The organism is Aquitalea sp. LB_tupeE (genome assembly GCF_013391415.1).
Taxonomy (GTDB): Bacteria; Pseudomonadota; Gammaproteobacteria; order Burkholderiales; family Chromobacteriaceae; genus Aquitalea.
Genome location: NZ_JACAXB010000013.1, coordinates 92,605 through 117,039, shown reverse-complemented (window position 1 = coordinate 117,039; position 24,435 = coordinate 92,605). Strand labels below are relative to the sequence as shown.

The window sequence follows — 24,435 nt, the reverse complement described above, 5'->3', positions numbered from 1 at the left end:
GGTTTACTTGTCATCCAGACGCTGTTCGACAAAGGCTGAATCACGCAGCTGACGCACCCAGTCCAGATACGCCTGGTCCAGCTTGCGCAGGCGCAGCTGTTGCTTGATGGTCTGGCGTTCGCGATCGGCCGAAACATCCTGGTTGCGTTTGGCATCCACCAGGATCAGGTGCCAGCCAAACGGGCTGCGTACCGGTTCGGATACGGTGCCCACCGGCAACGCCAGCATGGCTTTTTCGAATTCCGGCACCATGTCGCCCTTGTTCACCCAGCCCAGATCGCCACCTTTGACATTGCTGCCGTCTTCGGAATACAGCTTGGCCATTTCGGCAAACTTGGCACCGCGCAGAATGCGGTCGCGGATTTGCAGGATGCGGTTTTTGGCGTCGGTGTCGGAAACCGCTTCATTGGTGCGGATCAGAATGTGCGAGGTGTGATATTGCTCCACCAGCATGGGCTGGTTACCACCGCGCTTTTCAATCAGCTGGAAAATCATGAAACCTTGCGGCGTGCGAATCACCCCGGTGTGTTGCCCCGGGTTGAGGCTGTCCAGCAAGGAGACGAATTCCTGCGGCAAGGTGGCGGCAGGACGCCAGCCCAGGTCACCACCCTTGATGCCGTTTGGTGCGTCGGAGTAAGTGGCTGCTACCTTGGCAAACGGCTGCTTGTCATTCAGTTCGGCCAGTGCCTTGCTGGCCTTGGCCGCCAGGTTGTCCAGCTGCTTGGCGTCAGCGCGTTCCGGGGTGCTGACCAGAATAGTGGCCAGGTGGTATTCGTTGCGATTGGCACTCTGGGCACTTTTCAGTACCTGATCCACTTCGCTGTCCGTCACGTTGATGCGCGAGCCGATTTCATTGTTCTTGAGTCGGGCCAGGATGATTTCGCGGCGGATTTCCTCACGGAAGCGGGCAAACGGCACGCCTTCCTTGGCCAGCTGGGCTTGCAGGCCTTTTACATCCAGCTTGTTCTGCTTGGCCAGGTCGGCAATCGCCAGGTCAAGGTCATGGTCGTCAACACGGATGCCGTTGCTGCTGGCGTATTCCAGCTGCGTCTGCTCGGTGATCATCTGTTCCAGCACCTGATGCGCCAGAACGTCACGCGACGGCGGGGTAATATTCTGCCCCTTCAGTTGCTGGATGACGGCATCAATGCGGTTTTGCAGGTCCAGATTGGTAATGACGGTCTTGTTGACCACCGCCACGATACGATCCATTTCATTGACCGGGTTGGCCGGTGCTGCGTGGGTCGTCTGGACGAGTGTTGCAATCAACAGAGCAAGCAGGGTTTTTTTCATGGTCAATTGGGTCGGGTATCAGAAATGTTGGAGTAGCCCGGAATGGCCAGCTTCAGGTCGGATGCCGGGCTGCTGCCCAGACTGCCCAGACCGCGCAGTTCCAGCTGGAAGAATACACCGGTGCTCTTGGTGGCCGAAGAGATGGTTGTCGCCAGAGTCGAGTCACGTTTGAGTACCACTCGAGCCGTCCAGCAGCCGTCGTTGTACTCTACCCCGAGCAGATGCTCAAGAGGCTTGTTGTCGATCAGCGAATAGTTCTCGCGTGCCACGGCATACCATTGGCGTACGATCGGCCATTGCACACCCAGGTCGATCTGACGCAGCGGGCCATATTGAGTGGTATCGCCAATTTGTTCATAACGGCCATAGCGGTAGCGCAAGCTGACGGTTTTGCCCGGTGCCGGGTTGTAACGGACCTGCATGCTGTAGCGCTGGGTTTTGGCCAGATCCTGGTTGTACTCATAGGTACTGTCCAGGCGCCAGGCCTGGTCAAGATCGCCGCCCAGGCTGCCCAGCAGGCCCTTGCTGTTGTTCTGCAGGGTGATCTGGTTGCCATACAGCGAGGTGTCTTCGTTTTTGAAGTAATAACGTTGACCCAGCATCACCCGCAGGCGTTCGCGTCCAGTTTCACTGCTGATCAGGCGGCTGGTCAGGGCTGCTGTCAACTGGTTGGCGGCATTGATGCGGTCCCAGCTGGAAAAGCGGTTTTCCGAGAACAACTGGGCGAAGTTGAAGTCGTTTTCCGAACTGTCAAAGTTCGGAATCATGCTTTGGTCCTTGGCTGGGATATAGACGTAAAACAGACGCGGTTCCAAGGTTTCCACATAATCACTGCTACTAAATTGCGTATCACGCTCAAAGTACAAGCCGGAGTCGGTGCTGAAAATCGGCAAGGTACGGGTGATGGTGCTGCCTGGCGTAGTATTGCTGCCCAGTGGATTCAGATCGTACTTGGTGTAGTTGACGCCGAATTTGGGGCGGAGGAAGCCCCAACTTTTACTTAATACATTCCATGTGACACTGGGATAGGCAACAAAGCGATCACCGGTTTGCAAAGTGGGGTGCGAGAAACGCGTCAGGTCACCTTGCAGGTTGAAGCTCAGCCCGTCCGGGAGCTTCTGATTGGCCACCAAGGTTATTTGCGGCAGCCGTGCATAGGGCTGGTCGGCGGCAATGACCGGATCTTCCAGCGTCTGGTAGCGCTGAGTGCGCAGCATGGTGTCGACATTGCCACCCTGCCAGCCTGTGCTGTACTTCACCCAGGCTTCGCGCTTGAGGTTGACATTGGTGGCCTGCAGGGTGCGATCGCCAAAGTCGTTAAAGTAATTGACGTCCGATACGTAGTTGTAGTCGTAGCCAAAGGTCAGGCCCGGCAGCAGGGTTTGCTTGTGGGTGGCGTACCAGGCGTAGCGGTTGGTGTGAGTCAGCTTGTCGTTGCGCAATTGCTCGGTATAAATGCTGCCCTCGTAGTCCGGTTCCAGGTAACGGAACTCACCAGCCAGCATGGTTCCCCGCTTGAGGTTGATGTGCGGGGTGAAGGTGGCATCGAAATTGGGCGCGATATTCCAGTAATAGGGCAACGCAATGTCAAAGCCGGTGGTGCCGGAGCGGAAGGTGGGCGTCAGCAGGCCGGATTTGCGGCTGCCATCCAGCGGGAAGTCGATCCAGGGCGTGTACAGGATGGGAACACCCTGGAATTCCAGCCGGGCATTGCGGGCTACACCGATATTGGTGGCGTAATTTAGGTCCAGCGTGGAGGACTTCAGGTACCAGGAGTCATCGCCGACTACGCAGGAGTTCACCCGGCTGTTGATCAGACGGTACTGGTCCGGCCCGGTGAACTGAGCTTCACTGCCATCACCACGGAAGGCAACGCCAGATTTCGCTAGGCTGCGCTTGGCACCGCCGGGTTTGTTATTGGTATCCGGGTTGCCCATTTGGAAGGATGGCTGCTGGGCCGAACCGGTATGTTCATCCATCCAGTAGTCCAGCGTGGTACCGGTGACGACGTCTTTGTCGCGGGTCAGGCGGAAGTGATTACCGGCTTTGACCCGGTTCTGTTGCTGGTAGTAGTCCAGCCAGTCAGCTTCCAGGGTCTGGTTGTCGCGAATCACCACCACATCGCCACTGGCTTTCAGCTTGTCCTGCATCTGCCCGTCCATGTGGTCGGCAGTGACATGCGTTTGCCCCTGGGTGGTGGGCGGGGTATTAGGCGCTTCCGGCGCATTGTCTGCGGCCTGGGCGGCAGAAACCGAGAAAGCGGCTGCCAGAGCCAGCGTCATTTTCGTGGGCTGCAGTTTGAGCATGCACAAAGCCATATCGTGTGGACAGGTGAGCAGGTTAAAATCAGCAGATTCTATCAGCATCGTGACGAACCGACATGCAACGTTTGGAACAACTCAAGAGCTGGCTTGACAGCCTGTATCCGCAAACCGACATCATGGTGGAGTTTGCCGCGGCCGACGCCGACTTCCGTCGCTACTTCCGTGCCCACTTCCCGGATGGTACTTCGCGCATCGTCATGGATGCGCCGCCAGAGAAAATGGATACCGATCCTTATGTGAAGGTTCGTGAGATTTTTGCGGTGGTCAATGTCCCGCAGATCATCGCCCGCGACCGCGAGCAAGGTTTCATGTTGCTGGAGGATCTGGGCAAGATCACCCTGCTGGCAGCGCTGGAACACGACGCGCGTCCGCTGGTGCATCGTCATCTGCTGCTGGAGGCGGTGGATACCCTTGTAGCCTTGCAGCAAGCCAGCCGTCCCGATGTGTTGCCAGAGTACGACGAAGCCTTGCTGCGCCGGGAACTCAGCCTGTTTCCGGAATGGTATTGCGCCAAGGAACTGGGCAAGCCGCTCAACTTTGCGCAGCGCCAGTTATGGGATGCCGGCTGTGAAAAACTGCTGGCCGCCATCCTGCCGCAAAACAAGGTTTTCGTGCATCGCGACTTCATTGTGCGCAATCTGATGCTGACCTCCGGCCACCCCGGTGTGCTGGATTTCCAGGACGCAGTCTATGGCCCCATCAGCTACGATCTGGTGTCCTTGTTGCGCGATGCCTTCATCGAGTGGGAAGAGGATTTCGTGCTGGATGTCGCCATCCGCTACTGGGAAAAAGCCCGCGCCGTTGGCTTGCCGGTACCGGAAAGCGTGGATGATTTCTACCGTGATTTCGAATGGATGGGCGTGCAGCGCCACCTGAAAGTGGCTGGAATCTTTGCAAGACTTTACCACCGTGACGGCAAGGAAAAGTATCGCAGCGAGATTCCGCGCTTCATCAAATACCTCAAACGCACCACCCGCCGCTATCAGGAGCTGGCTCCGCTGTACCAGTTGTTGTTGCAACTGGTGGGCAAGGACGAGACCGATGCCGAGTTGCAATCGGCCTACCCGGTACTGAGCGTCAAGGGCTGATTGTGTGGGCATGAAAGCAATGATTCTGGCGGCCGGGCGTGGTGAGCGCATGCGCCCGCTGACCGACCACACACCCAAGCCTTTGTTGCTGGCCGGTGGCAGGCCGCTGATCGAATGGCATATCCGCAGTCTGGCCGCTGTGGGCATTCGTCAGTTGGTGATCAACCACGCCTGGCTGGGTGCGCAAATCGAACAGTCACTGGGCGATGGCGACCGCTGGGGTGTGGACATCGCCTATTCACCGGAAGCCAGCGCACTGGAAACGGCAGGTGGCATTGCCACCGCACTGCCCTTGCTGGGCAATGCACCTTTTCTGGTGGTGAATGGCGATGTGCTGAGCGATGTCGATTTCGCCCCCTTGCAACAACAGGCAGCGCAGCTGGATGGCAAAACCCGCCTGGCTCACCTGCTGCTGGTGGATAACCCGCCGCACAATCCGGCGGGTGATTTCGGCCTGCTGGACAACGGCCTGTTGGTCGCCACCCCGGCCGCCGGTAACGGCCTGACCTTTTCCGGCATCGCTGCCTACCATCCGGCCCTGTTTGCCAGCACAGCTGCCGGGCAGCCGGCCAAGCTGGCACCGCTGCTGCGTGAAGCCATGGCGCAAGGGCAGGTGAGTGGCAGTCGGCTGGATGGCATGTGGCTGGATGTAGGCACGCCGGAGCGGCTGGCCGAAGCCGATGCCATTGCCGCAGGCTGGTCGGTGTGAGCCGGCGCATTCTGGGCGTGGACCCCGGCAGCCGCATTACCGGTTTCGGGGTGATAGACCTGATAGGCCAGCAGCGTCACTACGTGGCATCGGGTTGCATCCGCACCCCGCAGGGCGCGCCGCTGGCCGAACGCATCAAGGTCATCATCGATGGCCTGTTTAATGTCATTGATACCTATCAGCCGCACGAAGCAGCCATCGAGCAAGTGTTCGTCAACGTCAACCCGGCAGCCACGCTGATGCTGGGCCAGGCGCGTGGTGCCTGTGTTTCTGCGCTGGTGTTGCGCAATCTGGCGGTGGCGGACTACACCGCCTTGCAGGTGAAACAATCGGTGGTGGGGCACGGCAAGGCGGCGAAAGAGCAGGTGCAGCACATGGTGGTGCGCATGCTCAATCTGTCCGGTACGCCACAAGCCGATGCGGCGGACGCGCTGGCTGTGGCACTGGCGCACGCCAATCTCAGCGGCGGTGCGATAGGTCAACTGGCACGCCAGGGCCTGAAAGTGCGTGGCGGGCGCTTGGTATAGCGCAAGCACGGTTGATAGTGGCTGCGCTATGCTGTGGTCATCGACCTGACGGAAGCCTGCATGTCTCCCTCTCCCATCGCCATCGAACCGCAAGCCGCCGCCCTGGTGCATCGTCCGGCACGCTGGTGGCTGGCCACCCGGCCGGCCTTTCTCACCATTACGCTGGCCGGTGTCTTGCTGGGTATCGCCGCCAGCGGCGGTGCAGCATTACAACAGCACTGGCCCTTGGCGGTGCTGGGGCTGATTCTGGCCTTGCTTACGCATGCCGCAGTCAATGTCATCAATGATGTGGCTGACCATCACAACGGAACGGATGCAGCCAATACAGCGCGGCTGTTTCCGTTTACCGGTGGCAGCCGCTTCATCCAGAACGGTGTGCTCAGTGCAACACAGATGCGTAGCCTCGCCTATGGGCTGTTTGCTTTGGTGACGGCTGGCGGGCTGTATCTGGTCAGCTTGCGTGGCTTGCCCTTATTGCTGATCGGCCTTGCCGGCGTGCTGTTGGGCTGGGGCTATTCGGCTCCGCCTTTGCGGCTGAACAGCCGGGGCCTGGGCGAAGTCAGCGTGGCGCTGTGTTTTTTGTTGCTGCCGCAGGGCATGGTGGTGTTGCTGACCGGTGGCTGGCAGAGCACCTTGCTATGCGCCAGCCTGCCCTATGCCATCCTTACCAGCCTGCTGTTGTATATCAACCAGTTTCCCGATCGCGAAGCCGACCGGCTGGCTGGCAAGTGGCACTGGGTGGTGCGGCTGCCACTAGCGCAAGCCCGCGCCGTGTATGGTCTGCTGGCGGTATTGGCTTATGGCTTGCTTGCCATGCTGCTGTGGCAGCAGCGGCTGCCGCTGTTTGCCGCGCTGGGCTTGCTCACCTTGCCGCTGTCCGGTTTTGCCAGCGTGCAGTTACGGCAGCATGCGGACGAACCGTCGCACTTGCGCCCGGCCATTATCGCCACCATCATGGCGGCCAATCTGTATCCACTGCTGCTGGCCGTGGCCTTGCTACTGGCCTGAGCAGTCAATCTCATCGGGAGAATGTTTGTCATGATCGGACGCCTCAGTGGCACTCTTATCGAAAAACTGCCACCGCAAGTGGTGGTGGACGTCAATGGCGTTGGTTACGAAGTGGATGTGCCGATGACGACGTTTTACCAGCTCCCGGCCCTGGGGCAGAAAGCCAGCTTGTTCACCCACCTGGTGGTGCGGGAGGATGCCCACCTGCTGTTTGGCTTTGCCAGCAAGGAAGAGCGGGAAACCTTCCGCCAGCTGATCAAGGTCAGCGGCATTGGTGCCAAGATTGCGCTGGCCATCCTGTCCGGCATGACGGCTGATGAACTGGCGGTGGCCATTGCCAGTGAAGATATCAAGCGCCTGTCGTCTGTGCCTGGCATTGGCAAGAAAACCGCCGAACGTCTGGTGCTGGAGCTGCGTGGCAAACTGGCTACCGGCAGCAATCTGGCTGTACCCGGCGGCCTGCCTTTTGCTGCCACGCCGGACGAAAAGAGCGATATCGTCAACGCCCTGCTGGCACTGGGTTACAACGAGAAAGAAGCCGCCGCCGCCACCAAGGGCCTGCCTGCCGACGTGACGGTCAGCGACGGTGTGCGTCTGGCCTTGAAGAATTTGATGAAGGGCTAGCCTGCGGCCTGTTGGGTCAGGTGGTAATATGGACGGATTCAAAATTCAGCCACCGCGGCAGTACCCATGATTGAAACCGACAAGCTGATTGGCGGCGCACCTGAGCGACGCATCGTTACCCAGCAAAGCCTGTCCTCGCAGGAAGAAGCACTGGAGCGCGCCCTGCGCCCCAAGCTGCTGGATGAATATGTGGGCCAGAAGAAGGCACGCGAACAGCTGGAAATCTTCATCGAGGCCGCCAAACGCCGTGGTGAAGCGCTGGACCACGTTCTGCTGTTCGGCCCGCCTGGACTGGGCAAGACCACGCTGGCACATATCGTAGCGCGCGAGATGGGGGTCAACCTGCGCCAGACCTCCGGCCCGGTGCTGGAACGTGCCGGCGACCTGGCAGCCTTGCTGACCAATCTGGAGCCGCACGATGTGCTGTTCATCGACGAAATCCACCGCCTGAGCCCGGTGGTGGAGGAAATCCTTTACCCGGCGCTGGAGGATTACCAGATCGACATCATGATTGGTGAAGGCCCGGCTGCCCGCTCGGTCAAGCTGGACTTGCCGCCCTTCACCCTGGTGGGCGCCACCACCCGTGCCGGCATGCTGACCAACCCCTTGCGCGACCGCTTTGGCATTGTCGCCCGACTGGAGTTCTATACCGCTGAGGAGCTGACCAGGATTGTCAGCCGCTCAGCCGGACTGTTGAACGTGACGCTGGGTGATGATGGTGCCTTTGAGGTGGCACGCCGTTCGCGCGGCACGCCGCGTATTGCCAACCGCCTGCTGCGCCGGGTGCGCGACTATGCCGAAGTGAAATCGGATGGCGTGGTCACAGCCCAGGTGGCAGATGCCGCGCTGGCCATGCTGGATGTCGACCCGGCCGGTCTGGACGTGATGGACCGCAAGCTGCTGGCCGCCATTCTGGAGAAGTTCGGCGGCGGCCCGGTGGGGCTGGACAATGTCGGTGCGGCCATAGGCGAGTCCACCGACACCATCGAAGATGTAATCGAACCCTTCCTGATCCAGCAGGGCTATTTGCAGCGTACCCCGCGTGGCCGCATGGCCACGGCGCTGGCGTACACCCACTTTGGTCTGCCGCTGAAAGACTAGTCCCATGCAGAAAATCATCATCAAGACCGGCCGTACTTATCCGGCGCTGGCCGAAAAACTGGGCGATTTTGAACACTGGATTGCCCGCGAGTTGCAAGCTGCGCCCGGTGAGTGGCGCGTGGTGGATGTGCAGCGTGGTGAAGCCCTCCCAGCGGTGCAGGACTGCGCCGCTGCGGTGATTACCGGTTCTCCGGCCATGGTGAGCGACCGCGAAGACTGGAGCGTGGCCACGGCCCACTGGTTGCGTGAGGCAGTGGCGCGTGAGGTTCCGCTATTGGGCATCTGTTATGGCCACCAGTTGCTGGCTGATGCGCTGGGTGGCAGCGTGGGCTATCACCCCAAGGGGCCGGAGGCAGGGGTGGTGGAGGTCGACCTGTTACCTGCCGCCGCAGAAGACCCGCTGTTTGCCGGTTTTTCGGCACGTTTCCCGGCGGCGGTCATCCACTGGCAGTCAGTCAGCACATTGCCACCGGGTGCGGTACGGCTGGCCGCCAATGCATTCGAACCCAATCACGCCTTCCGCCTTGGCTCGGCCTGGGGCGTACAATTTCATCCCGAGTTCGATCTTGCTGCCATGGACGCGTATCTGGCGCACCTGGCGCCCACGCTGCAGGCGGCAGGTCTGGCACCCGAAGCCTTGCGCACACAGCTGTGCCCCACACCGCAGGCTGCTTCTGTCTTGCAGCGTTTTGCCCGTCTGCAACAACAGCCATCTGTCTGAGTGCAGGCTGCGGCACATGAATTGATTTGTTATCTGACCTGATTTGGTTTTCCAGAAAGGAAACATCATGTTTTATGCACTGTTTGCTGCCATTGTTGCGGTCGCCCTGGCTACTTCGCTGGCAGTGGTGCGTTTTTTTGACCCGGCTATTGTCAAGATATTGCGTCGCACGCTGGGGCAGGACCTGGCCGATGCCTGGCGCTACTACATCAGCTTTGCCATCGTGGTGGCAGGGATCTCCGGTGGCGTCCGCCCCTGGAATCTGGAGCAGTATTTGCCGCCCACTGCCGGCAAGGGCAGTACCCAGCTGGAACTGACCGGTGCGCGCTGGGTGCTGGAATTGTGGAATGCGCTGACCGAAACCCTGCGCTCGATGGCGCTGGTGATGTTCCTGTTCTTCATCTGCCTGATGATGGCCTATGTGATTGCCCGCGCGCTGGAGTTGCGCCGCGCCCGCGAGCTGGAGGCAGGCAAAAACATGGATGGGTCCACTCAGGATTGATCCTGCAACTGGCCTGTTCACTTTACTGATCCAGGCTGGTGTTACTCATGCAAAAGGCGGCTTGCGCCGCCTTTTTTGTGTCTGTCACTACCCTGATGCCGGTTTTACAGCGTGACCATATTGTCGCGGTGAATCAGTTCCGGCTCCACCATATAGCCCAGTGTGGCTTCAATCTCGCGTGTGGTTTTCTTCATGATCAGCCGGGCTTCGTCCGAGCTGTAGTTCACCAGGCCACGTGCCACTTCCAGCCCTTCTGGGTCGACACAAGCCACTGCTTCGCCGCGCAGGAAGTCACCCTCGATGGCGGTAACGCCTACCGGTAGCAGACTGGTGCCGCGTTCGCGTACCGCCAGCGCCGCACCGGCGTCCAGCATAATGCGACCGGTCAGCTTGAGGTGATCTGCCAGCCATTGCTTGCGTGCGGCCATGCGGTTGGTCGGTGCCAGCAGCTGGGTACCAATCCCTTCACCGTCCGCCAGACGGGACAGCACATCATGTTCGCGACCGCAGGCAATCACTGTGTCTGCGCCACTGCGAGCCGAACGCTTGGCGGCGAGAATTTTGGTGATCATGCCGCCGGTACCCACACTGGAGCCAGCACCTCCGGCCATGTCCTCCAGTGCGGTATCACCCGCCTGTGCTTCGTGCACGAATACCGCATCCGGATGCTTGCGCGGGTCGGCAGTGTACAGGCCTTGCTGGTCGGTCAGGATGATCAGCGCATCGGCTTCAATCAGGTTGGTCACCAGTGCGCCCAGCGTGTCGTTGTCGCCAAAGCGGATTTCGTCGGTAACGACAGTGTCGTTCTCATTGATGATGGGGACGACATTGAGATTGAGCAGGGTGGTGAGTGTGGTGCGCGCATTCAGGTAACGGGTGCGGTCGGCCAGGTCTTCGTGGGTCAGCAGAATTTGCGCGGTTTTCAGGCCGAAAGAGCGAAACGCGGTTTCATAGGCCTGACACAGGCCCATCTGGCCGACGGCAGCGGCTGCCTGCAATTCGTGAACCCCCTTGGGGCGTACCGACCAGCCCAGGCGCTGACAGCCTTCGGCAATGGCACCGCTGGAAACCAGCACCACCTGCTTGCCACGGCGTTTGAGCTCGGCAATTTCAGCAGCCCAGCGCGCCAGCGCCGCCAGGTCCAGTCCTTTGCCATCATTGGTGACCAGGCTGGAACCTACCTTGACCACAATCCGGTTGGCGGCATGAATCACCGAGCGCATACAAAACCCTTCTGCTGCAATAAATGAAGAAGCTGAAGAGTTTACCGCAAACTGGACAGCATGGGCGTGGCTCAGAAGTGGTCGCTATCGCGATATTCCATCAGCTGGAAATGAGGGGATTGTTTGTCCAGCCTGGAGGAGCGTATCAGCATGTCACCCTTGTCATCCCACAGGCGGAATTCGCGCAGGCGGCTGAACGGGCGGCCTTGCATCAGCAGCAGGGCCGGGCGACGCAGGCTGGCAATAGCCGGAAGGCGCAGGGAAAATTGCGGGGTGTCGCTGGGATGGGTGATGGTGGGAATGATCATGACGGCTTCGGGTTTGGCCGCGATGATTTCCACCCCGCATTCCACATCCACTCCGTCCGGCAGCAAGGAAACCCAGCACACCATGCACAACTGGGCCGTGTCGGGCTTGCCCGGATGGGTGAGCAGGACGGCTTCGCCAGCGCGCAGGGTCTGACCGCGTGGTTGGCCGCGCAGCAGAAAGCCGGTGGCGCTCTGGTTCACCACCACAAACAGGCTGGGCGGTGGCGGAGCCCGGGTGGTGGGGGGCGGTGCGGCTTCCTCGTTACCGGCCTGCACCCAGCTCATGCCATTGCTGCGATACCAGATGGCCGGCACGGTGGAAATCAGTTCGATCACTTCCTGAATCGGCAGGCGCTGGTGACGGCGACGGCGTGGTTGCTGCCATTCGGCTGCCAGCGACTGCAACAGGTACAGCTCATCGTAAACCTGGCTGGGGTTGTTGCTGGTGTTCTGCACCTTGGTCAACTGCTCGATGCTGTGATTGAGCACAGTAATGGCCGGCGCCAGGTCCAGCAGATAACACCCTGCTTCCAGGGTTTCCGCCTGGATGCGCAAGAAACGCGGCGGCTCGTCACGGCTGGCATCCACCAGATAGCCATGCGCCTGCCCCTGGATGGCCTCCACCGGAACCAGCCCGGTCTGATGGGCCAGGTCCATGATCAACTGCTTGGCCACCAGTAATTCAGGCATGGACAGCCGGTTGGTGGAAGTCAGCCCCAATAGCAGGATCTGGCGGTAAATGGTGGCCGGTGAGTCGTCGTTTTCCAGATGCTTGTCCTGCCAGCCACGTGCCAGGGCAAAGCTGAACAGCTGGTGGCAGTCGTACCAGAAGTGAGCCGGTGGCGGGCTATAGCTCTGGCAGCAGATGCTCAGCAACTGGCGTGCCGACATCATGGTGTACAGCAGCAGCTCGATGCGCTGTTGCTCGCGTTCCAGCAGGCCCCGTTTGGCCAGCCGCTCGCTCAGCGTGCGTTTGAAGGCAATGAAAATCGCTTCGAACAAGGCCGCCCCCAGCATGGCCAGCTGGCGGGTGCGCGGTGCCGAGGTCAGGTCGGTCTGGATGATTTCACTTTCCAGCGCGGGGTAGTAGCGGTCCAGCCCCTTCAGGTATTGCAGCAACAGCTTATGGCGGTTTGCCACTTCCATCGGAGTGCGGCTGAGATTGCGCAAGGCATCCAGCATTTGGCGGCCGCATTCATGCAGGTCGGTGTACGGCAAGCGTTCTACCCAGCTGGCAACGCTGTCAGGGTTGGTGTCTACCAATCTCGGGTCCATATCCAGAGCGGGCAAGGCAAGCTGCATCGTGCATCCTGTGGCTAGGCGGGTAAGGTGATGGGTTCTCGCAGAATGACAAACCATATGGATGATTGATCTGTCATTCCTTGTAACACTCATGCTATTTGAATCAAGCCTGCCTAGGCAAGGTAATCCTCATGGCAACGCAGTGACCGGCCCGGTCAAAATCGTGTTTTCTTGATGCAGGGCATCCAGCACAGTGCAAGTGGCCTGGAACAGCTGCATCATTTCGGTGGGCTGCATGACATAAGGCGGCATGAAATACACCGTCTTGCCTATCGGTCTGACCAGGCAGCCCAGTTTCAGCATGGCCGAGAAAAAGGCTTGTGCAAAGTCAGCGCGCGGGCTTTCTACATCGAACGCCCAAATCATGCCGGTATGGCGGAAGTGGCGCACATCTGCCCGTTCAGCCAGTGGCGCCAGAATGTCAGTAAAGGTGGCGGCCAGTTCGCGATTGCGCGCAATGATGTCTTCGTCGGCAAAAATGTCCAGCACCGCCAGGGCGGCGCTGCAAGCCAGGGCATTGCCGGTGTAGCTGTGCGAGTGCAAAAAGCCACGGGTGACATCATCGTGATAAAACGCCTGATAGATGGTGTCGGTGCTCAGTACACAGGACAGGGGCAGGAAGCCGCCGGTAATACCTTTGGACAGGCAAAGAAAGTCCGGTTTGATGCCGGCCTGTTCGCAGGCAAACAGCGTACCGGTGCGTCCGAAGCCCACGGCAATTTCATCGGCAATCAGGTGTACTTGGTACTGATCGCACAAGCGGCGCAGTTCTGTCAGGTAGACCGGGTGGTACATGGCCATGCCGGCCGCACCCTGTACCAGCGGTTCCACAATGATGGCCGCCATCTCGCCAGCCTTCTTTGCCAGCACATTTTCCAGCGAGCGAATAGCAGCCATGGCCACGTCCTCAGCACTCTGTCCGGGCCGGGCCAGTCTTGCATCCGGCGAAGGCACGCGCACACCAGGCTTGAGCAGCGGCGCGTAGGTGGCGGAAAACAGCGGGACGTCGGTGACTGCCAGCGCCCCGGCGGTTTCACCGTGATAGCTGTTATCCAGGCTGATGAAACGGCACTTTTCCGGCTGACCGATGTTCTTCCAGTAATGAAAGCTCATCTTCAGGGCGATCTCGGTAGCGCTGGCACCATCCGAGGCATAGAAAACATGGCCAAGCCCGGTCAGCGCCGACAGGCGCTCGGATAGTTCGATCACCGGCTTGTGGGTGAAACCGGCCAGAATCACATGTTCCACCTCATCCAGCTGCTGCTTGATGGCCTGTTTGATGGGCGGATGGCCATGGCCGAACAGGTTCACCCACCAGGAACTCACCGCATCCAGATAGCGATTGCCGTCAAAATCCTCCAGCCACACTCCTTCGGCTTTGGCAATGGGGATGATGGGCAGGGTTTCGTGGCGTTTCATCTGGGTACAAGGGTGCCAGACGCTGTCGCGGCTGCGGCTCAGCCAGTCCTGGTTGCTCATGAGGGCTCCTGTAAGCGGGAATGGCAGGATGCTAACACAGCCAGTCCCGTCACCCGGAACTGACAAAAAACGTCACATGCTGACAGGCTATGCAAGGTGAGTGATGGCGAGTCACCCTGAAAACACGGCATGCCGCCACCTGGCACGCTTTCTGCATTATGTAAGCCCGTGCATACCGCGGAGAGGGGCATGCGACGCAATAACGGTTTTACCTTGATTGAACTGATGATTGTGGTAGCCATCATCGGCATTCTGGCTGCGATTGCAATACCGGCGTATCAGAACTACACCATCAGGGCTAAGGTATCGGAAGGTTTGTTACTGGCGGATTCCATCAAGTCGGCAATGTGGGATAGTTACACCACAAATAATGCTTGGCCGACGAGCAATGCATCGGCAGGTATTGCATCTGCTGCCGGTTATAAAACAGTGTATGTTGATAGTGTCAGTATTGTTGCCTCAGGTAGTGTAAGCGATATTGTCGTTTCTTATAACGCTTCCACCGTTGCATCTGGCCTGATTGTCACGCTGACACCTGTGGTTACTAGTGGTTCCATCATCTGGCAGTGTTCAGCAGGATCCGGCTTTGGTAGTTATTTACCTTCATCTTGTCGTTAAATTTTCTCAGGAGTGTTGTTATGAAAAAGCAAATGCAGCAAGGTTTTACCTTGATCGAACTAATGATTGTAGTTGCCATTATTGGTATTCTGGCCGCAATTGCGATTCCGGCGTACCAAGACTATACAAAGCGTGCTCGTGTAACAGAGGGTTTGGCGCTTGCTGATGCCGCTAAAACAGCCGTTTCTGAATATTATGCATCTAACAATGCATTTGGATCTGGGAATGCTTCATATGGTCTTGCTACAACAATTTCTGGCAATTCGGTAAGTAATTTGCAGGTCAGCACTTCTGGAACTATTGTAATTACATATAACCAGACCGTTGCTAGCAATGCGACGCTTCTGTTAGCCCCGACAATTACATCAGGTGCCATTCAGTGGACTTGCACATATGCTACTGCTCAGAATGGTATTACCCCTTCCGGGTTGCAGTCGGGTTGGGTTCCTTCTAACTGCCGTAGCTAAATAGAGTTCTAATTTGAAAAGAGGTGCTTTGGCGCCTCTTTATTTTATTATGAGACTAAGAATATTGGTTTTGGTGTGTGCTTTTATTTTTCCTTTTCTCAATTTTTTGCATTATGTCCCAGTTGCTGATTGGTGGACTAATGCGCTGGTTGTGTTTTGCAGTGTCCTTGCTGGTATTGTTCTATTTTTTCAATTTCGGCGTGATAATGAAGTATTAGTCATCGAGTTATGTTTGGTGTTGTTTTTTGCTGGCAATGCATTGGCTGGGTTTTTTATGCATATTAATCCAGGTAGTTTCAATTCGTTGCTTGGTTGTTTGGTTGTTATGTTAGTACTTTCTCGTTATTTCTATGTCCAAAAAGTAGCGAGTAATGATGAGTTTGTTTGTGATGTTGCGAAGGTTGTTTTTGCTGGTGGTTTATTGCAAGTTATTTTGGGGCTTCTCCAGGTGTTTGGCTTGGCTCCATTAATGCATGGTTATGTCATGTACGATCCTGCAAATCCAGCTGGGAACATTATGGGTAATATTGCTCAGCGTAATTTGTATGGTCATTACCTTGCTTGGGCAATGTTCTCAGCCTGCTATTTGTATTCAAGAGAAATTCTGCGTTTACCTTTCCTGTTACTGGCACAGCTCTTTCTAGGATTGCTGATCGCTTGGAGTGGCGGGCGTTTAATTTTGGGATATGTCACTGCGGCTATTGTTTGGGGCATACTTTGGCGCTTGCGAGCAGATCGTAATGAGCGCATGGTAAAAATGGTTTTTGCACTTTTTATTGTTTTGTTTACGGTATTTTTCACTCAATTATGCCTTCAGCAGATCAATGATGCATTGTCGTGGGTTGGATTTAGAATTGATTTGCAAAGTGGCGTAGAGCGGTTGTTTGATCATGGATTCGGTGCGCGGCGGCGTATCGAATGGACAAAGGCGTGGATATTGTTCAATCAGCATCCTTGGTTTGGAGTTGGTTGGGATGGTTACGCATCAGCAGCTAATTGGTTAGAGGTACATGGTGGCTTGCCAAAAGTTCCAGAGTCATGGTTGTTTGCCCATTGCCACAATCTTGTTTTCCAGTTGCTGGCGGAGACAGGATTGTTTGGTACTTCTATTTTTATGTTCAGTCTTGCTTTGTTGATTTTACCATTTTTCTGGAAAAAAAATGCAACAACTGAAAATTTATTTATAATAATTATTCTGTCGGTTACGTTAATTCACTCAATGTTTGAATTTCCATTATGGTACCTGCCATTCTTGGCAATGTTTATACTGACTTTGTCATTATCACCCCAGCCTGTTTTTCATCTTCAAATTCGAGCTATTTTTTGGCGTGGTATGTATGTAATATTTTTTATTTTATGTTTTTTCTATGTGGTAGTTGGTGTATTCAGATTCAATACATTGACTAGGGAGTCAATGCCAACTGCGGATGTGCACGTAAATCAAAAGCGTATTGAAAAACTCTCTGTAATACGTCTTGATCCGTTATGGAGCGATGATGCCAGTTTTGCGCTGGCACGATTCTTATCGCCTAGTCGTGATCATCTTTCACTCAAGCTTGATATTTATGATCCCTTGTTAAGTTATCGTCCACAGCCATTTATTTTGCAGAATGGAGCATTGCTTCATGCGTTGGCTGGTGATACGAGTAAAGCATCTGATCTGATTAAGCAGTTTATTGTAGTTTATCCAGATCAAGTGTTGTCACTTTGTTTTTATCTGGATCGACAAGCAGATACAGCATATATTCCTTTACGTACCCTTGCAGACCAAGCGTGTCAGATCAGTATGAAATACCCTGGTAATGCCAATGATGATGCACGCCGATTGGCGATCGTCAATGCTTTTGCCGCCCCCGTCACTCGCAAAGCACTTTTCTGATCGTCTACAGGCACCGTCGGCTCAGGCTGGCGGTGTCTTCCTGTCGGACATGCGGTATCCTCCTTGTTTTGCTTTCGGCTCCTTTATTTCATCATGTCCCTTCCGACGCTTTCCCGCCGCATGGCCTTGCTGGCGTTTTGCCTGATCGCCATCCTGCCCTTTGCATCCCGCATTCATTTTGTACCGCTGCCGCAATGGTTTGGCGAGATGAATGTGGTGTGGCTGATGCTGGCTTCCGCTGTCTTCCTGCTACCGGTGGCAACCCTGTTTGAACGCGTACCCCGTGCCAGCTGGTGGTGTTTATTGCTCGCACTGTTGTGGGGTGTGCAGCCTCAACTGGTGCAGGCGCTGTTTCCCGGCATGACTTATGCCACTGCACTGGCCTGGCTGGTGGTGGCCTTGCTGGCGGGTCTGTCCTACAGCCTGCAGCAAACCTTCGGGCAGCGAGACTTTGCCATTTGGCTGGCACGGGCGGTGATTGTGGGTGGTTTGGTGCAGTCGCTGATTGGCTTGGCTCAGCTTACCGGCCTTGCCCACACGCTGGGCCTGTTTTATGACAGTGCCCACCCCACTACCAATATCTTTGGTCATATCGGTCAGCGTAATCAGTATGCGCATTATCTGATGTGGTCGGTGGTGAGCGGGGTATACCTGTTTGCTGTGGACCGCATGGCGCGTGGCTGGTTGGCCTTGCTGGTGGTGTGGATGGGATTGATGCTGGCATATGCTGCATCGCGTACTACGCTGTTGTATCTGCTGGCACTCACCATGCTGGGCCTGGTATGGCACTGGCGCATGCGTAGCCAGGAGTCGCGCCGTCTGATGTGGGCCATGTTGCTGGCTTGTGTGGTGATTTTCGCCGCGCAGTTTGCCTTGCCCTTGGTCAATCACCTTATTTCGCTGTTCACCCATGCCAATGTGACCAATGCTTCCGGCGTGGAGCGACTGGCGGCCAATGGTGACGACATGGGTTCGCGCCGTATTGCCGAAATGACCAAGGCCTGGCTCACGTTCAAGGCTCATCCCTTGTGGGGGGTGGGTTGGTCGCAATATGCCGCGGAAAGCGTACGTTTGCAGCCCCTGCCGCAGTTTGCCAGTGCCGGCTTCAATAGCGGCCTGTTCACCAATTGCCATAACCTCATTCTGCAATTGCTGGCGGAAATGGGTTTGCCGATCACGTTGGCTGTGGTCGTCGGCTTTGCCTGGGTGACATGGCCATTCTTCAGCGAGCGTGCGGAAGCCGAAGGCATGCTGGCGCTGGGCTGCATGGCGGTGACGCTGATTCACAGCATGCTGGAATATCCGCTGTGGTATTTGTATTTCCTGGCCATGCTGGTCGTGTTCGCTTCGATGGCACCCGCACGTACTGCCCGGGCAGGTTTGCTGGTGCGGGCCGCTTGGCTGCTGGGCATGGTGTATGTCGGCTATCTGTCGATTGTTACCTGGTCCACTTATAACGAGCTGGTGGGCTTGTACACCCAGACGGATAACCCGGCACGCGATGCCAAACGTCAACAGCGACTGGCGCAGATCATGGATGAGCATCCGCTGTTTGCCTATCATGCCCTCAGCACGCTGGATGATTATCTGACTGCCGATCGCAGCAACCTGACCCAGAAATTGCAGTGGGAAGAGCGTCTGACGGCTTTCCGTCCTTATCCTGATGTGATGATGAAAAAGGCGCAGATGCTGGCGCTGGCGGGTAGACAGGATGAGGCACGCAAAACCGTGGCCACGGCATTGGCATCCTTCCCGACCTATGCCAAGGACTATCTCGATGGTATTGACGAGGATGTGCCCGAATGGCAAGGCCTGCGTGCCGAGGCGCAACGCGTCTTCGACAAGCTGCCGGCCAAGTACCGGGGTGGGGAAGGGGAATGAGTGTTGCTGCAAGCAGCCGTCCGTAATAGGGCGGTTTGCATGAAGCAGGGTGTGAAACTGCTGAAGAAAACGAAAAAGCCCGCGTTGTTAGACGCGGGCTTTTTTTGTTGCGGGTGACTGCTTAGTCGTCGATTACCACACCTTCACTCAGTGCGGCCTTCATTTTTCCCAGTGCCTTGGCTTCGATCTGGCGAATGCGTTCAGCCGAAACACCAAACTCGGCAGCCAGTTCGTGCAGGGTGGAGCCACCGTCGTCGGCCAGCCAGCGGGCTTCGACAATGCGACGGCTACGGGCGTCCAGCGTGGACAACGCGTATTCGATGCCTTCGGTCTGCAAGTGATCGAAAGCCTTGCGTTCCAGTGCACGGGTCGGCTCGTGGTGGGCATCCGCCAGCCAGTTGATCGGCGCATAGGACTCATCGTCACCGTCGTCAGCCATCAGCGCGATATCCTGCCCGCTCATGCGGGTTTCCATTTCACGCACTTCTTCCGGCTTCACGCCCAGATCTTCAGCAATTTGCTGGGCTTCGTGTTCGCTCAGGGCAGAGAAGCTGCTTTTCATGCTACGCAGATTGAAGAACAGCTTGCGTTGTGGCTTAGTGGTGGCAATGCGCACCAGCCGCCAGTTGCGCAGGATGAATTCGTGGATTTCTGCCTTGATCCAGTGCACGGCAAAGGAAAACAGGCGCACTCCACGGCCTGGCTCGAAGCGCTTTACCGCTTTCATCAGGCCGATATTGCCTTCCTGGATCAGGTCGGCTTGTGGCAGGCCGTAACCGGCATAACCACGCGAAATGGATACGACGACACGCAGGTGCGACAGAACCATCTGGCGGGCGGCATCCAGGTCGTTTTCTTCCTGGAAGCGGGTGGCCAGCTCTGTTTCCTGTTCGGGGGTCAGCATGGGAACACTGTTCACCGCCTGGATGTATTGCTCCAGGCTGCCGCTGGACGACGGAACGGGCAAGGCAAATGTTGTGGTCATCAGTGTAACTACCTCCTTGGGTAGTGCTATCTTAGCACTCGCATATAGAGAGTGCTAGCAAGCAAAGGTTCCACCGTCAATGAATTTTTCTATGGTGCTGATAGCATTTTCCAAGTCGCTATCGCGCATTCATCAGGGACGGCCGGTTGTCACATTAAGCGAAAACCGGCCGGTGCGGGAAGGGGTGGATTGTTAACGAGGTTGTATCTGGCGCAGGTGATGGTCGGAAGCCAGCCGGGCACCCAGCATGGCCAGTATGGCAGAAACGGCCAGCACCACGGCCAATTCTAACGGTGTGAGTCCGCGCAGCGAGACTGCTTCGTTATAAAGCTGGGCAAAATCGTGAATGGCCGGGTTGGCGGTGGCCACCAGCCAGCTGGTCAGTCCCCAGGCAGCCAGCCCCGCCAGCAAACCCTGCCACATGGCGTGATACATGAAGGGACGGCGGATAAAACTGTCCGGTGCACCAATCAGCTTGGCCACTTCAATTTCATCGCGTCGCGCCAGGATCTGCATCCGTACGGCATTGTAGGTGACCAGAATCAGGGCAATGCCCAGCGCAGCACCCAGAAACCAGGTCAGTTGCTTGCCCATTTCCACCATCCCGTACAGGCGTTTGGCCCAGCGTGCATCAAACTGGGCGGTTTCCACCATGGGCAGGCCGGATAGTTCTTTTTGCAGCATTTCCAGTTCGTGCGGTTCCAGGGTCTTGGGGGTGACCACAAAAGCATCCGGCAGGGGATTGTCGGTCAGCCCTTCGCTCAGCCCGGCCAGGCCATTGCGTTTTTCCAGGTCGGAGAGCGCCTGCTTCTTGCCAATGAACTGGAAACTCTGGATACGCGGGTGTTTGGTCAGCGTGCTGGAGACGGCGGCCAGGTCTGCTTCTTCGGCAGATTGCTCCATGAACAGCGTGATTTGCGGGGTGGCGGTCAGGCGGCCCGCCCATTCCTGGATGCTGCTGACGCTCAGGTATAAGGATAAGGGTAGGGCCAGGGCGATCGATAACATCAGCAGGGTAAGCAGGCTGCCAAAGGGTTGGCGGACAATCTTGCCCAAAGCTTGCCGAGCACTTTGCCAGTTCAGGTACAGGTAATGTTTCATGCGGCGAACTGCCCTTCTTTCAACCGGATGATGCGGCGACCATAGTCTTCCATCAGCGTTTCATCGTGGGCGGAAATCACCACGCTGACCCCAACCTGATGGAAGGATTTGAACAATTCCATGATGTCCAGTGCATAGGCGCGGTCCAGATTGGCCGAGGGCTCATCCGCCAACAGCAGGCTGGGACGGTGTACCACGGCACGGGCAATGCACAGACGTTGCTGTTCACCACCGGACAGGCGGATGGGCATGGTTTTTTCTTTTGACAGCAAGCCCACCTTGTCCAGTGCGGCACGGACACGGCGCGCGGCATCGCGGCGGTCAAAGCCGATGATGTCCAGCGGCAGCATCACATTGTCGAATACCGAGCGGTCAAACAGCAGTTTGTGGTCCTGAAACACCATGCCGATATGTTGACGGACATAGGGAATCTGACTGTTACGCAGCTTGGACAGGTTTTGCCCGCTGACAATCACGCTGCCGCTGGTGGCGCGTTCGATACCGGCCACCAGTTTTAGCAAGGTGGACTTGCCGGCACCAGAATGACCAGCCAGAAACACCATTTCGCCGGTGTCGATGGTAAAGGAAAGGTTCTTCAGGGCCTCGTTGCCACCGGGATAACGCTTGGTGACCTGGTCGAACTGAATCATGCGCTGGATTCCCCTTGATCCGGAAAGACATCACCGGCCGCGATGTGCCGGTGCTCAATGATTATGCTGCTGGGTCAGTCGAACAAGGCGTCGACATAGTCCTTGCTATTGAATGGCCGCAGGTCGTCAATACTTTCACCCACGCCAACAAACCGTAGCGGAATGGGGCGTTGCTTGGCAATGGCGGCAATGACGCCGCCTTTGGCCGTGCCATCCAGCTTGGTCAGAATCAGGCCGGTGAGGCCCAGCGCGTCATCGAATACCTTGACCTGGCTGATGGCGTTCTGGCCGATATTGGCGTCCAGTACCAGAATCACTTCGTGCGGAGCATCCGGCAGCGCCTTCTGGATGACGCGTTTTACCTTCTTGATTTCTTCCATCAGGTGTAACTGGGTGGGCAAGCGGCCCGCGGTGTCGGCCAGCACGATATCAATGCCACGGGCAATGGCAGCCTGAATGGCATCATAACAAACGGCGGCGGCATCACCGCCTTGCTGGGCAATCACGGTGACGTTGTTGCGCTCGCCCCATGCCATCAACTGCTCGCGGGCAGCGGCACGGAAGGTGTCGCCGGCCGCCAGCAGCACGCTCTTGCCTTGCTGCTGATAGTATTTGGCCAGCTTGCCAATAGACGTGGTTTTGCCGGCACCATTCACCCCGGCCATCATGATGACAAACGGCTTCTTGCCGTTGACGTCCAGCGGTTTTTCCAGGGGGTGAATCAGCTCGTTCAGCGAGTCCTTCAATGCCCCTTTCAGCTCGCTGCCATCTTTCAAACCTTTCAGGCTGACGCGCTCACGTACGTCCTTTAATAGATGCACGGTGGCATCCATGCCCATGTCGGCAGTCAAAAGGACGGTTTCCAGCTCCTCGTACAGGTCTTCATCAATCTTGCCACCACCAAACAAGCCAGCCAGCGATTTGCCCAGCTTGTCACGGGTTTTGGACAGGCCGGCTTTCAGCCGCTCGGTCCAGCTGAGTTTTTTGGTGGGGGCTGCGCTTTCTGCTGCTGGCATTTCCGCTGCAATAACCGTGTTGGCAACTACCGGTGCAAGGGCTTCAGCCTGCACGGTGGGGGCTGCATGGTTTTCCGGCGCAGCGACAGGAGACTCGACAACCCTGCTCTGTGACGGCTCGGTCTGGGGTTCGATAACCGGGGTTTCAACCGGTTTTGGCTTTTTCTTGAAGAAACTAAACATGCGTCTGTGTAGTCTGGGGATGCGATAAATGGCTAAATTGTATCCTTAAATGAGCAACTGGGCAGAAACGATGGTGATGAAAGCAAAATCAGGGCTGATGCTGGCTATGTTGCTGCTGTTGACAGGTGTGGTCATGGCGGCGCCGCAAGAAGCAATACTGCCCAATGGTATGAAGGTCGTGGTGGAACGGGATGCAAGGTCGCCTGTGGTGGTTTCCCAGCTGTGGTACAGGGTAGGCAGTGTGGATGAGGTCAATGGACATACCGGCCTGTCACATTTGCTGGAACACATGATGTTCAAGGGTACGGCCAGCGTTGCAGATGGCGAATACTCCAGACGTATTGCCCAGGCCGGTGGCAAGGAGAACGCCTTCACCAGTCGCGATTACACCGTGTATTTTGCCCAGCTGTCTGCTGACAAACTGCCCCTGTTGTTGGAGCTGGAAGCCGACCGCATGGCCAATCTGCAGATTGATGAAGCAGCTTTCCTGCGCGAGCTGGAAGTCGTCAAGGAGGAGCGCCGTCTGCGTACCGATGATCAAGCAGGCGGCCTGTTGCAAGAAGCGCTCTATGCCAATGCCTTTGTGGCAAATCCGGTCCGCTATCCGGTCATCGGTTGGATGGATGATCTGGTTCAAGCCCGGGCAGAGGACCTGCGTCAGTGGTATCGCCAGTGGTATGTGCCCAACAATGTCACGCTGGTGATTGTTGGGGATGTCGACCCGGCGCAGGTATTTGATCAGGTCAAACATTACTTTGCCGGACTGCCGGCCAGAACATTGCCGGTACGTAAGCCGCAGCGTGAGCCCTTGCAGCAGGGTATCAAGCGGGTGGAACTGAGTGCGCCATCACAATTTAACTATTTGAGCATGGCCTGGCATGCGCCTGGCCTCAAGCCTGGGGCGGATCGTCAGGCTTATGCTTATGCTCTGTTGGAAGCGCTGTTGTCGGGAGATGCTGCTGCACGGTTGCCAAGTCAGATGGAGAGGGGGAGGGCGTTGGCGCATGAAGCAGCGGCCGACTACAACATGTTGGGACGGGGCGAAGCCTTGTTTGTGATTACCGCCACCCAGCCACGTGGCAGACAGCCGGCTGAACTGGAGGTCGCCATCTGTCAGCAACTGCGGGACATCGTCGAGCATGGTGTCAACGAGCAAGAACTGGCCCGCGCCCGGCTGCGCTTGGATGCGGATGAGATTTACCAGCGTGACTCACTGTTTGCCCAGGCCATGCGTATCGGCACGCTGGAGTCTGTAGGTTTTTCCTGGCGTGACGCCGACCGCATCCGGCAGCAAATGCAGCAGGTGACGGCAGAACAAGTGCGGCAGGCTGCGGCATCCTTGCAGGATACCCAGCTCACCGTGGTAACCCTGCTTGGCAAAGGCGGAGCCGTACCCGTGGCGGGCCAATTGAAGGGAGATGGCTTTGTCCGTTAAAACGATAACCT

The 24,435-nt window shown here is 57.0% G+C and carries 22 protein-coding genes; 13 read left to right on the top strand and 9 right to left on the bottom strand.

Going from position 1 to position 24,435, the window contains the following annotated elements; translation table 11 throughout:
• Positions 1–3: 3 nt before the first annotated feature.
• Entirely contained in the window at positions 4–1,293 is a 1,290-nt protein-coding gene (locus HWX34_RS05825; protein WP_178971370.1) for a peptidylprolyl isomerase, read from the bottom strand.
• A 2-nt stretch (positions 1,294–1,295) separates the two neighbouring features.
• Positions 1,296–3,599 carry an LPS-assembly protein LptD gene (locus HWX34_RS05820; protein ID WP_178971369.1) on the bottom strand — a complete coding sequence of 768 codons (2,304 nt, stop codon included), beginning with the start codon at positions 3,597–3,599 and terminating at the stop codon, positions 1,296–1,298.
• A gap of 74 nt (positions 3,600–3,673) precedes the next feature.
• Here HWX34_RS05820 and amgK point away from each other — a divergent pair, with 74 nt between their 5' ends.
• From amgK to HWX34_RS05780, 8 genes are all read left to right on the top strand, one after another.
• Positions 3,674–4,705, top strand: coding sequence for an N-acetylmuramate/N-acetylglucosamine kinase AmgK (gene amgK / locus HWX34_RS05815; protein WP_178971368.1), 1,032 nt, complete (start codon positions 3,674–3,676; stop codon positions 4,703–4,705).
• 10 nt (positions 4,706–4,715) lie between these two features.
• The gene (murU, locus tag HWX34_RS05810) at positions 4,716–5,414 is read left to right on the top strand and encodes an N-acetylmuramate alpha-1-phosphate uridylyltransferase MurU (RefSeq protein WP_178971367.1); all 699 of its coding nucleotides are present in this window, start codon (positions 4,716–4,718) and stop codon (positions 5,412–5,414) included.
• A complete protein-coding gene (ruvC, locus tag HWX34_RS05805) occupies positions 5,411–5,941 on the top strand; it encodes a crossover junction endodeoxyribonuclease RuvC (RefSeq protein WP_178971366.1) in 531 nt (176 codons plus the stop codon). The genes murU and ruvC overlap by 4 nt, the downstream gene beginning before the upstream one ends.
• A gap of 60 nt (positions 5,942–6,001) precedes the next feature.
• Positions 6,002–6,949, top strand: coding sequence for a prenyltransferase (locus HWX34_RS05800; protein ID WP_178971365.1), 948 nt, complete (start codon positions 6,002–6,004; stop codon positions 6,947–6,949).
• A gap of 30 nt (positions 6,950–6,979) precedes the next feature.
• Positions 6,980–7,573, top strand: a complete 594-nt coding sequence (gene ruvA, locus HWX34_RS05795) for a Holliday junction branch migration protein RuvA (protein WP_178971364.1) — start codon at positions 6,980–6,982, stop codon at positions 7,571–7,573.
• 66 nt (positions 7,574–7,639) lie between these two features.
• Positions 7,640–8,674: a Holliday junction branch migration DNA helicase RuvB gene (gene ruvB, locus HWX34_RS05790; RefSeq protein ID WP_178971363.1), complete on the top strand. Its 1,035-nt coding sequence runs from the start codon at positions 7,640–7,642 to the stop codon at positions 8,672–8,674.
• Positions 8,675–8,678: 4 nt separating this feature from the next.
• Positions 8,679–9,395 carry a glutamine amidotransferase gene (locus HWX34_RS05785; protein ID WP_178971362.1) on the top strand — a complete coding sequence of 239 codons (717 nt, stop codon included), beginning with the start codon at positions 8,679–8,681 and terminating at the stop codon, positions 9,393–9,395.
• Between the two features lie 67 nt (positions 9,396–9,462).
• Complete coding sequence (locus HWX34_RS05780) at positions 9,463–9,897, top strand: hypothetical protein (RefSeq protein WP_178971361.1); 435 nt, start codon at positions 9,463–9,465, stop codon at positions 9,895–9,897.
• A gap of 104 nt (positions 9,898–10,001) precedes the next feature.
• Here the strand turns inward: HWX34_RS05780 and proB are convergent, their stop codons facing one another.
• The 3 genes from proB to HWX34_RS05765 all read right to left on the bottom strand — a co-directional run bounded on the left by proB (position 10,002) and on the right by HWX34_RS05765 (position 14,209).
• A complete protein-coding gene (gene proB / locus HWX34_RS05775; RefSeq protein WP_178971360.1) occupies positions 10,002–11,120 on the bottom strand; it encodes a glutamate 5-kinase in 1,119 nt (372 codons plus the stop codon).
• Between the two features lie 71 nt (positions 11,121–11,191).
• Positions 11,192–12,730: a hypothetical protein gene (locus HWX34_RS05770; protein ID WP_178971359.1), complete on the bottom strand. Its 1,539-nt coding sequence runs from the start codon at positions 12,728–12,730 to the stop codon at positions 11,192–11,194.
• Between the two features lie 129 nt (positions 12,731–12,859).
• Complete coding sequence (locus tag HWX34_RS05765; protein ID WP_178971358.1) at positions 12,860–14,209, bottom strand: adenosylmethionine--8-amino-7-oxononanoate transaminase; 1,350 nt, start codon at positions 14,207–14,209, stop codon at positions 12,860–12,862.
• Between the two features lie 189 nt (positions 14,210–14,398).
• Here HWX34_RS05765 and HWX34_RS05760 point away from each other — a divergent pair, with 189 nt between their 5' ends.
• The 4 genes from HWX34_RS05760 to HWX34_RS05745 all read left to right on the top strand — a co-directional run bounded on the left by HWX34_RS05760 (position 14,399) and on the right by HWX34_RS05745 (position 19,054).
• A complete protein-coding gene (locus HWX34_RS05760) occupies positions 14,399–14,827 on the top strand; it encodes a pilin (RefSeq protein ID WP_178971357.1) in 429 nt (142 codons plus the stop codon).
• Positions 14,828–14,847: 20 nt separating this feature from the next.
• Complete coding sequence (locus HWX34_RS05755) at positions 14,848–15,294, top strand: pilin (protein WP_178971356.1); 447 nt, start codon at positions 14,848–14,850, stop codon at positions 15,292–15,294.
• Positions 15,295–15,307: 13 nt separating this feature from the next.
• Positions 15,308–17,173, top strand: a complete 1,866-nt coding sequence (locus tag HWX34_RS05750; protein WP_178971355.1) for a PglL family O-oligosaccharyltransferase — start codon at positions 15,308–15,310, stop codon at positions 17,171–17,173.
• A gap of 93 nt (positions 17,174–17,266) precedes the next feature.
• Positions 17,267–19,054, top strand: a complete 1,788-nt coding sequence (locus HWX34_RS05745) for a PglL family O-oligosaccharyltransferase (RefSeq protein WP_178971354.1) — start codon at positions 17,267–17,269, stop codon at positions 19,052–19,054.
• 121 nt (positions 19,055–19,175) lie between these two features.
• Here the strand turns inward: HWX34_RS05745 and rpoH are convergent, their stop codons facing one another.
• From rpoH to ftsY, 4 genes are all read right to left on the bottom strand, one after another.
• The gene (gene rpoH / locus HWX34_RS05740; protein ID WP_178971353.1) at positions 19,176–20,039 is read right to left on the bottom strand and encodes an RNA polymerase sigma factor RpoH; all 864 of its coding nucleotides are present in this window, start codon (positions 20,037–20,039) and stop codon (positions 19,176–19,178) included.
• Positions 20,040–20,231: 192 nt separating this feature from the next.
• A complete protein-coding gene (gene ftsX / locus HWX34_RS05735; protein WP_178971352.1) occupies positions 20,232–21,140 on the bottom strand; it encodes a permease-like cell division protein FtsX in 909 nt (302 codons plus the stop codon).
• Positions 21,137–21,790, bottom strand: coding sequence for a cell division ATP-binding protein FtsE (gene ftsE, locus HWX34_RS05730; protein ID WP_045846377.1), 654 nt, complete (start codon positions 21,788–21,790; stop codon positions 21,137–21,139). The genes ftsX and ftsE overlap by 4 nt, the downstream gene beginning before the upstream one ends.
• A gap of 74 nt (positions 21,791–21,864) precedes the next feature.
• Positions 21,865–22,989 (bottom strand): signal recognition particle-docking protein FtsY, encoded by a 1,125-nt coding sequence (gene ftsY / locus HWX34_RS05725; RefSeq protein WP_178971351.1) that lies wholly within the window; start codon positions 22,987–22,989, stop codon positions 21,865–21,867.
• Positions 22,990–23,065: 76 nt separating this feature from the next.
• On the opposite strand from ftsY, the gene HWX34_RS05720 reads away from it, so the two are divergent.
• Complete coding sequence (locus HWX34_RS05720) at positions 23,066–24,424, top strand: pitrilysin family protein (protein ID WP_255496588.1); 1,359 nt, start codon at positions 23,066–23,068, stop codon at positions 24,422–24,424.
• Positions 24,425–24,435: the final 11 nt, after the last annotated feature.

Excerpts from the sequence above, each read along its gene's own strand:
- HWX34_RS05825 (WP_178971370.1), bottom strand. The coding sequence starts at position 1,293 with ATGAAAAAAACCCTGCTTGCTCTGTTGATTGCAACACTCGTCCAGACG.
- ftsX (WP_178971352.1), bottom strand. The coding sequence starts at position 21,140 with ATGAAACATTACCTGTACCTGAACTGGCAAAGTGCTCGGCAAGCTTTG.
- HWX34_RS05755 (WP_178971356.1), top strand. The coding sequence starts at position 14,848 with ATGAAAAAGCAAATGCAGCAAGGTTTTACCTTGATCGAACTAATGATT.
- HWX34_RS05760 (WP_178971357.1), top strand. The coding sequence starts at position 14,399 with ATGCGACGCAATAACGGTTTTACCTTGATTGAACTGATGATTGTGGTA.
- ftsE (WP_045846377.1), bottom strand. The coding sequence starts at position 21,790 with ATGATTCAGTTCGACCAGGTCACCAAGCGTTATCCCGGTGGCAACGAG.
- HWX34_RS05770 (WP_178971359.1), bottom strand. The coding sequence starts at position 12,730 with ATGCAGCTTGCCTTGCCCGCTCTGGATATGGACCCGAGATTGGTAGAC.
- ruvB (WP_178971363.1), top strand. The coding sequence starts at position 7,640 with ATGATTGAAACCGACAAGCTGATTGGCGGCGCACCTGAGCGACGCATC.
- murU (WP_178971367.1), top strand. The coding sequence starts at position 4,716 with ATGAAAGCAATGATTCTGGCGGCCGGGCGTGGTGAGCGCATGCGCCCG.
- ruvA (WP_178971364.1), top strand. The coding sequence starts at position 6,980 with ATGATCGGACGCCTCAGTGGCACTCTTATCGAAAAACTGCCACCGCAA.
- HWX34_RS05745 (WP_178971354.1), top strand. The coding sequence starts at position 17,267 with ATGTCCCTTCCGACGCTTTCCCGCCGCATGGCCTTGCTGGCGTTTTGC.
- HWX34_RS05800 (WP_178971365.1), top strand. The coding sequence starts at position 6,002 with ATGTCTCCCTCTCCCATCGCCATCGAACCGCAAGCCGCCGCCCTGGTG.
- ftsY (WP_178971351.1), bottom strand. The coding sequence starts at position 22,989 with ATGTTTAGTTTCTTCAAGAAAAAGCCAAAACCGGTTGAAACCCCGGTT.
- proB (WP_178971360.1), bottom strand. The coding sequence starts at position 11,120 with ATGCGCTCGGTGATTCATGCCGCCAACCGGATTGTGGTCAAGGTAGGT.
- HWX34_RS05785 (WP_178971362.1), top strand. The coding sequence starts at position 8,679 with ATGCAGAAAATCATCATCAAGACCGGCCGTACTTATCCGGCGCTGGCC.
- HWX34_RS05820 (WP_178971369.1), bottom strand. The coding sequence starts at position 3,599 with ATGCTCAAACTGCAGCCCACGAAAATGACGCTGGCTCTGGCAGCCGCT.
- HWX34_RS05765 (WP_178971358.1), bottom strand. The coding sequence starts at position 14,209 with ATGAGCAACCAGGACTGGCTGAGCCGCAGCCGCGACAGCGTCTGGCAC.
- HWX34_RS05780 (WP_178971361.1), top strand. The coding sequence starts at position 9,463 with ATGTTTTATGCACTGTTTGCTGCCATTGTTGCGGTCGCCCTGGCTACT.
- rpoH (WP_178971353.1), bottom strand. The coding sequence starts at position 20,039 with ATGACCACAACATTTGCCTTGCCCGTTCCGTCGTCCAGCGGCAGCCTG.
- amgK (WP_178971368.1), top strand. The coding sequence starts at position 3,674 with ATGCAACGTTTGGAACAACTCAAGAGCTGGCTTGACAGCCTGTATCCG.
- HWX34_RS05720 (WP_255496588.1), top strand. The coding sequence starts at position 23,066 with ATGAAAGCAAAATCAGGGCTGATGCTGGCTATGTTGCTGCTGTTGACA.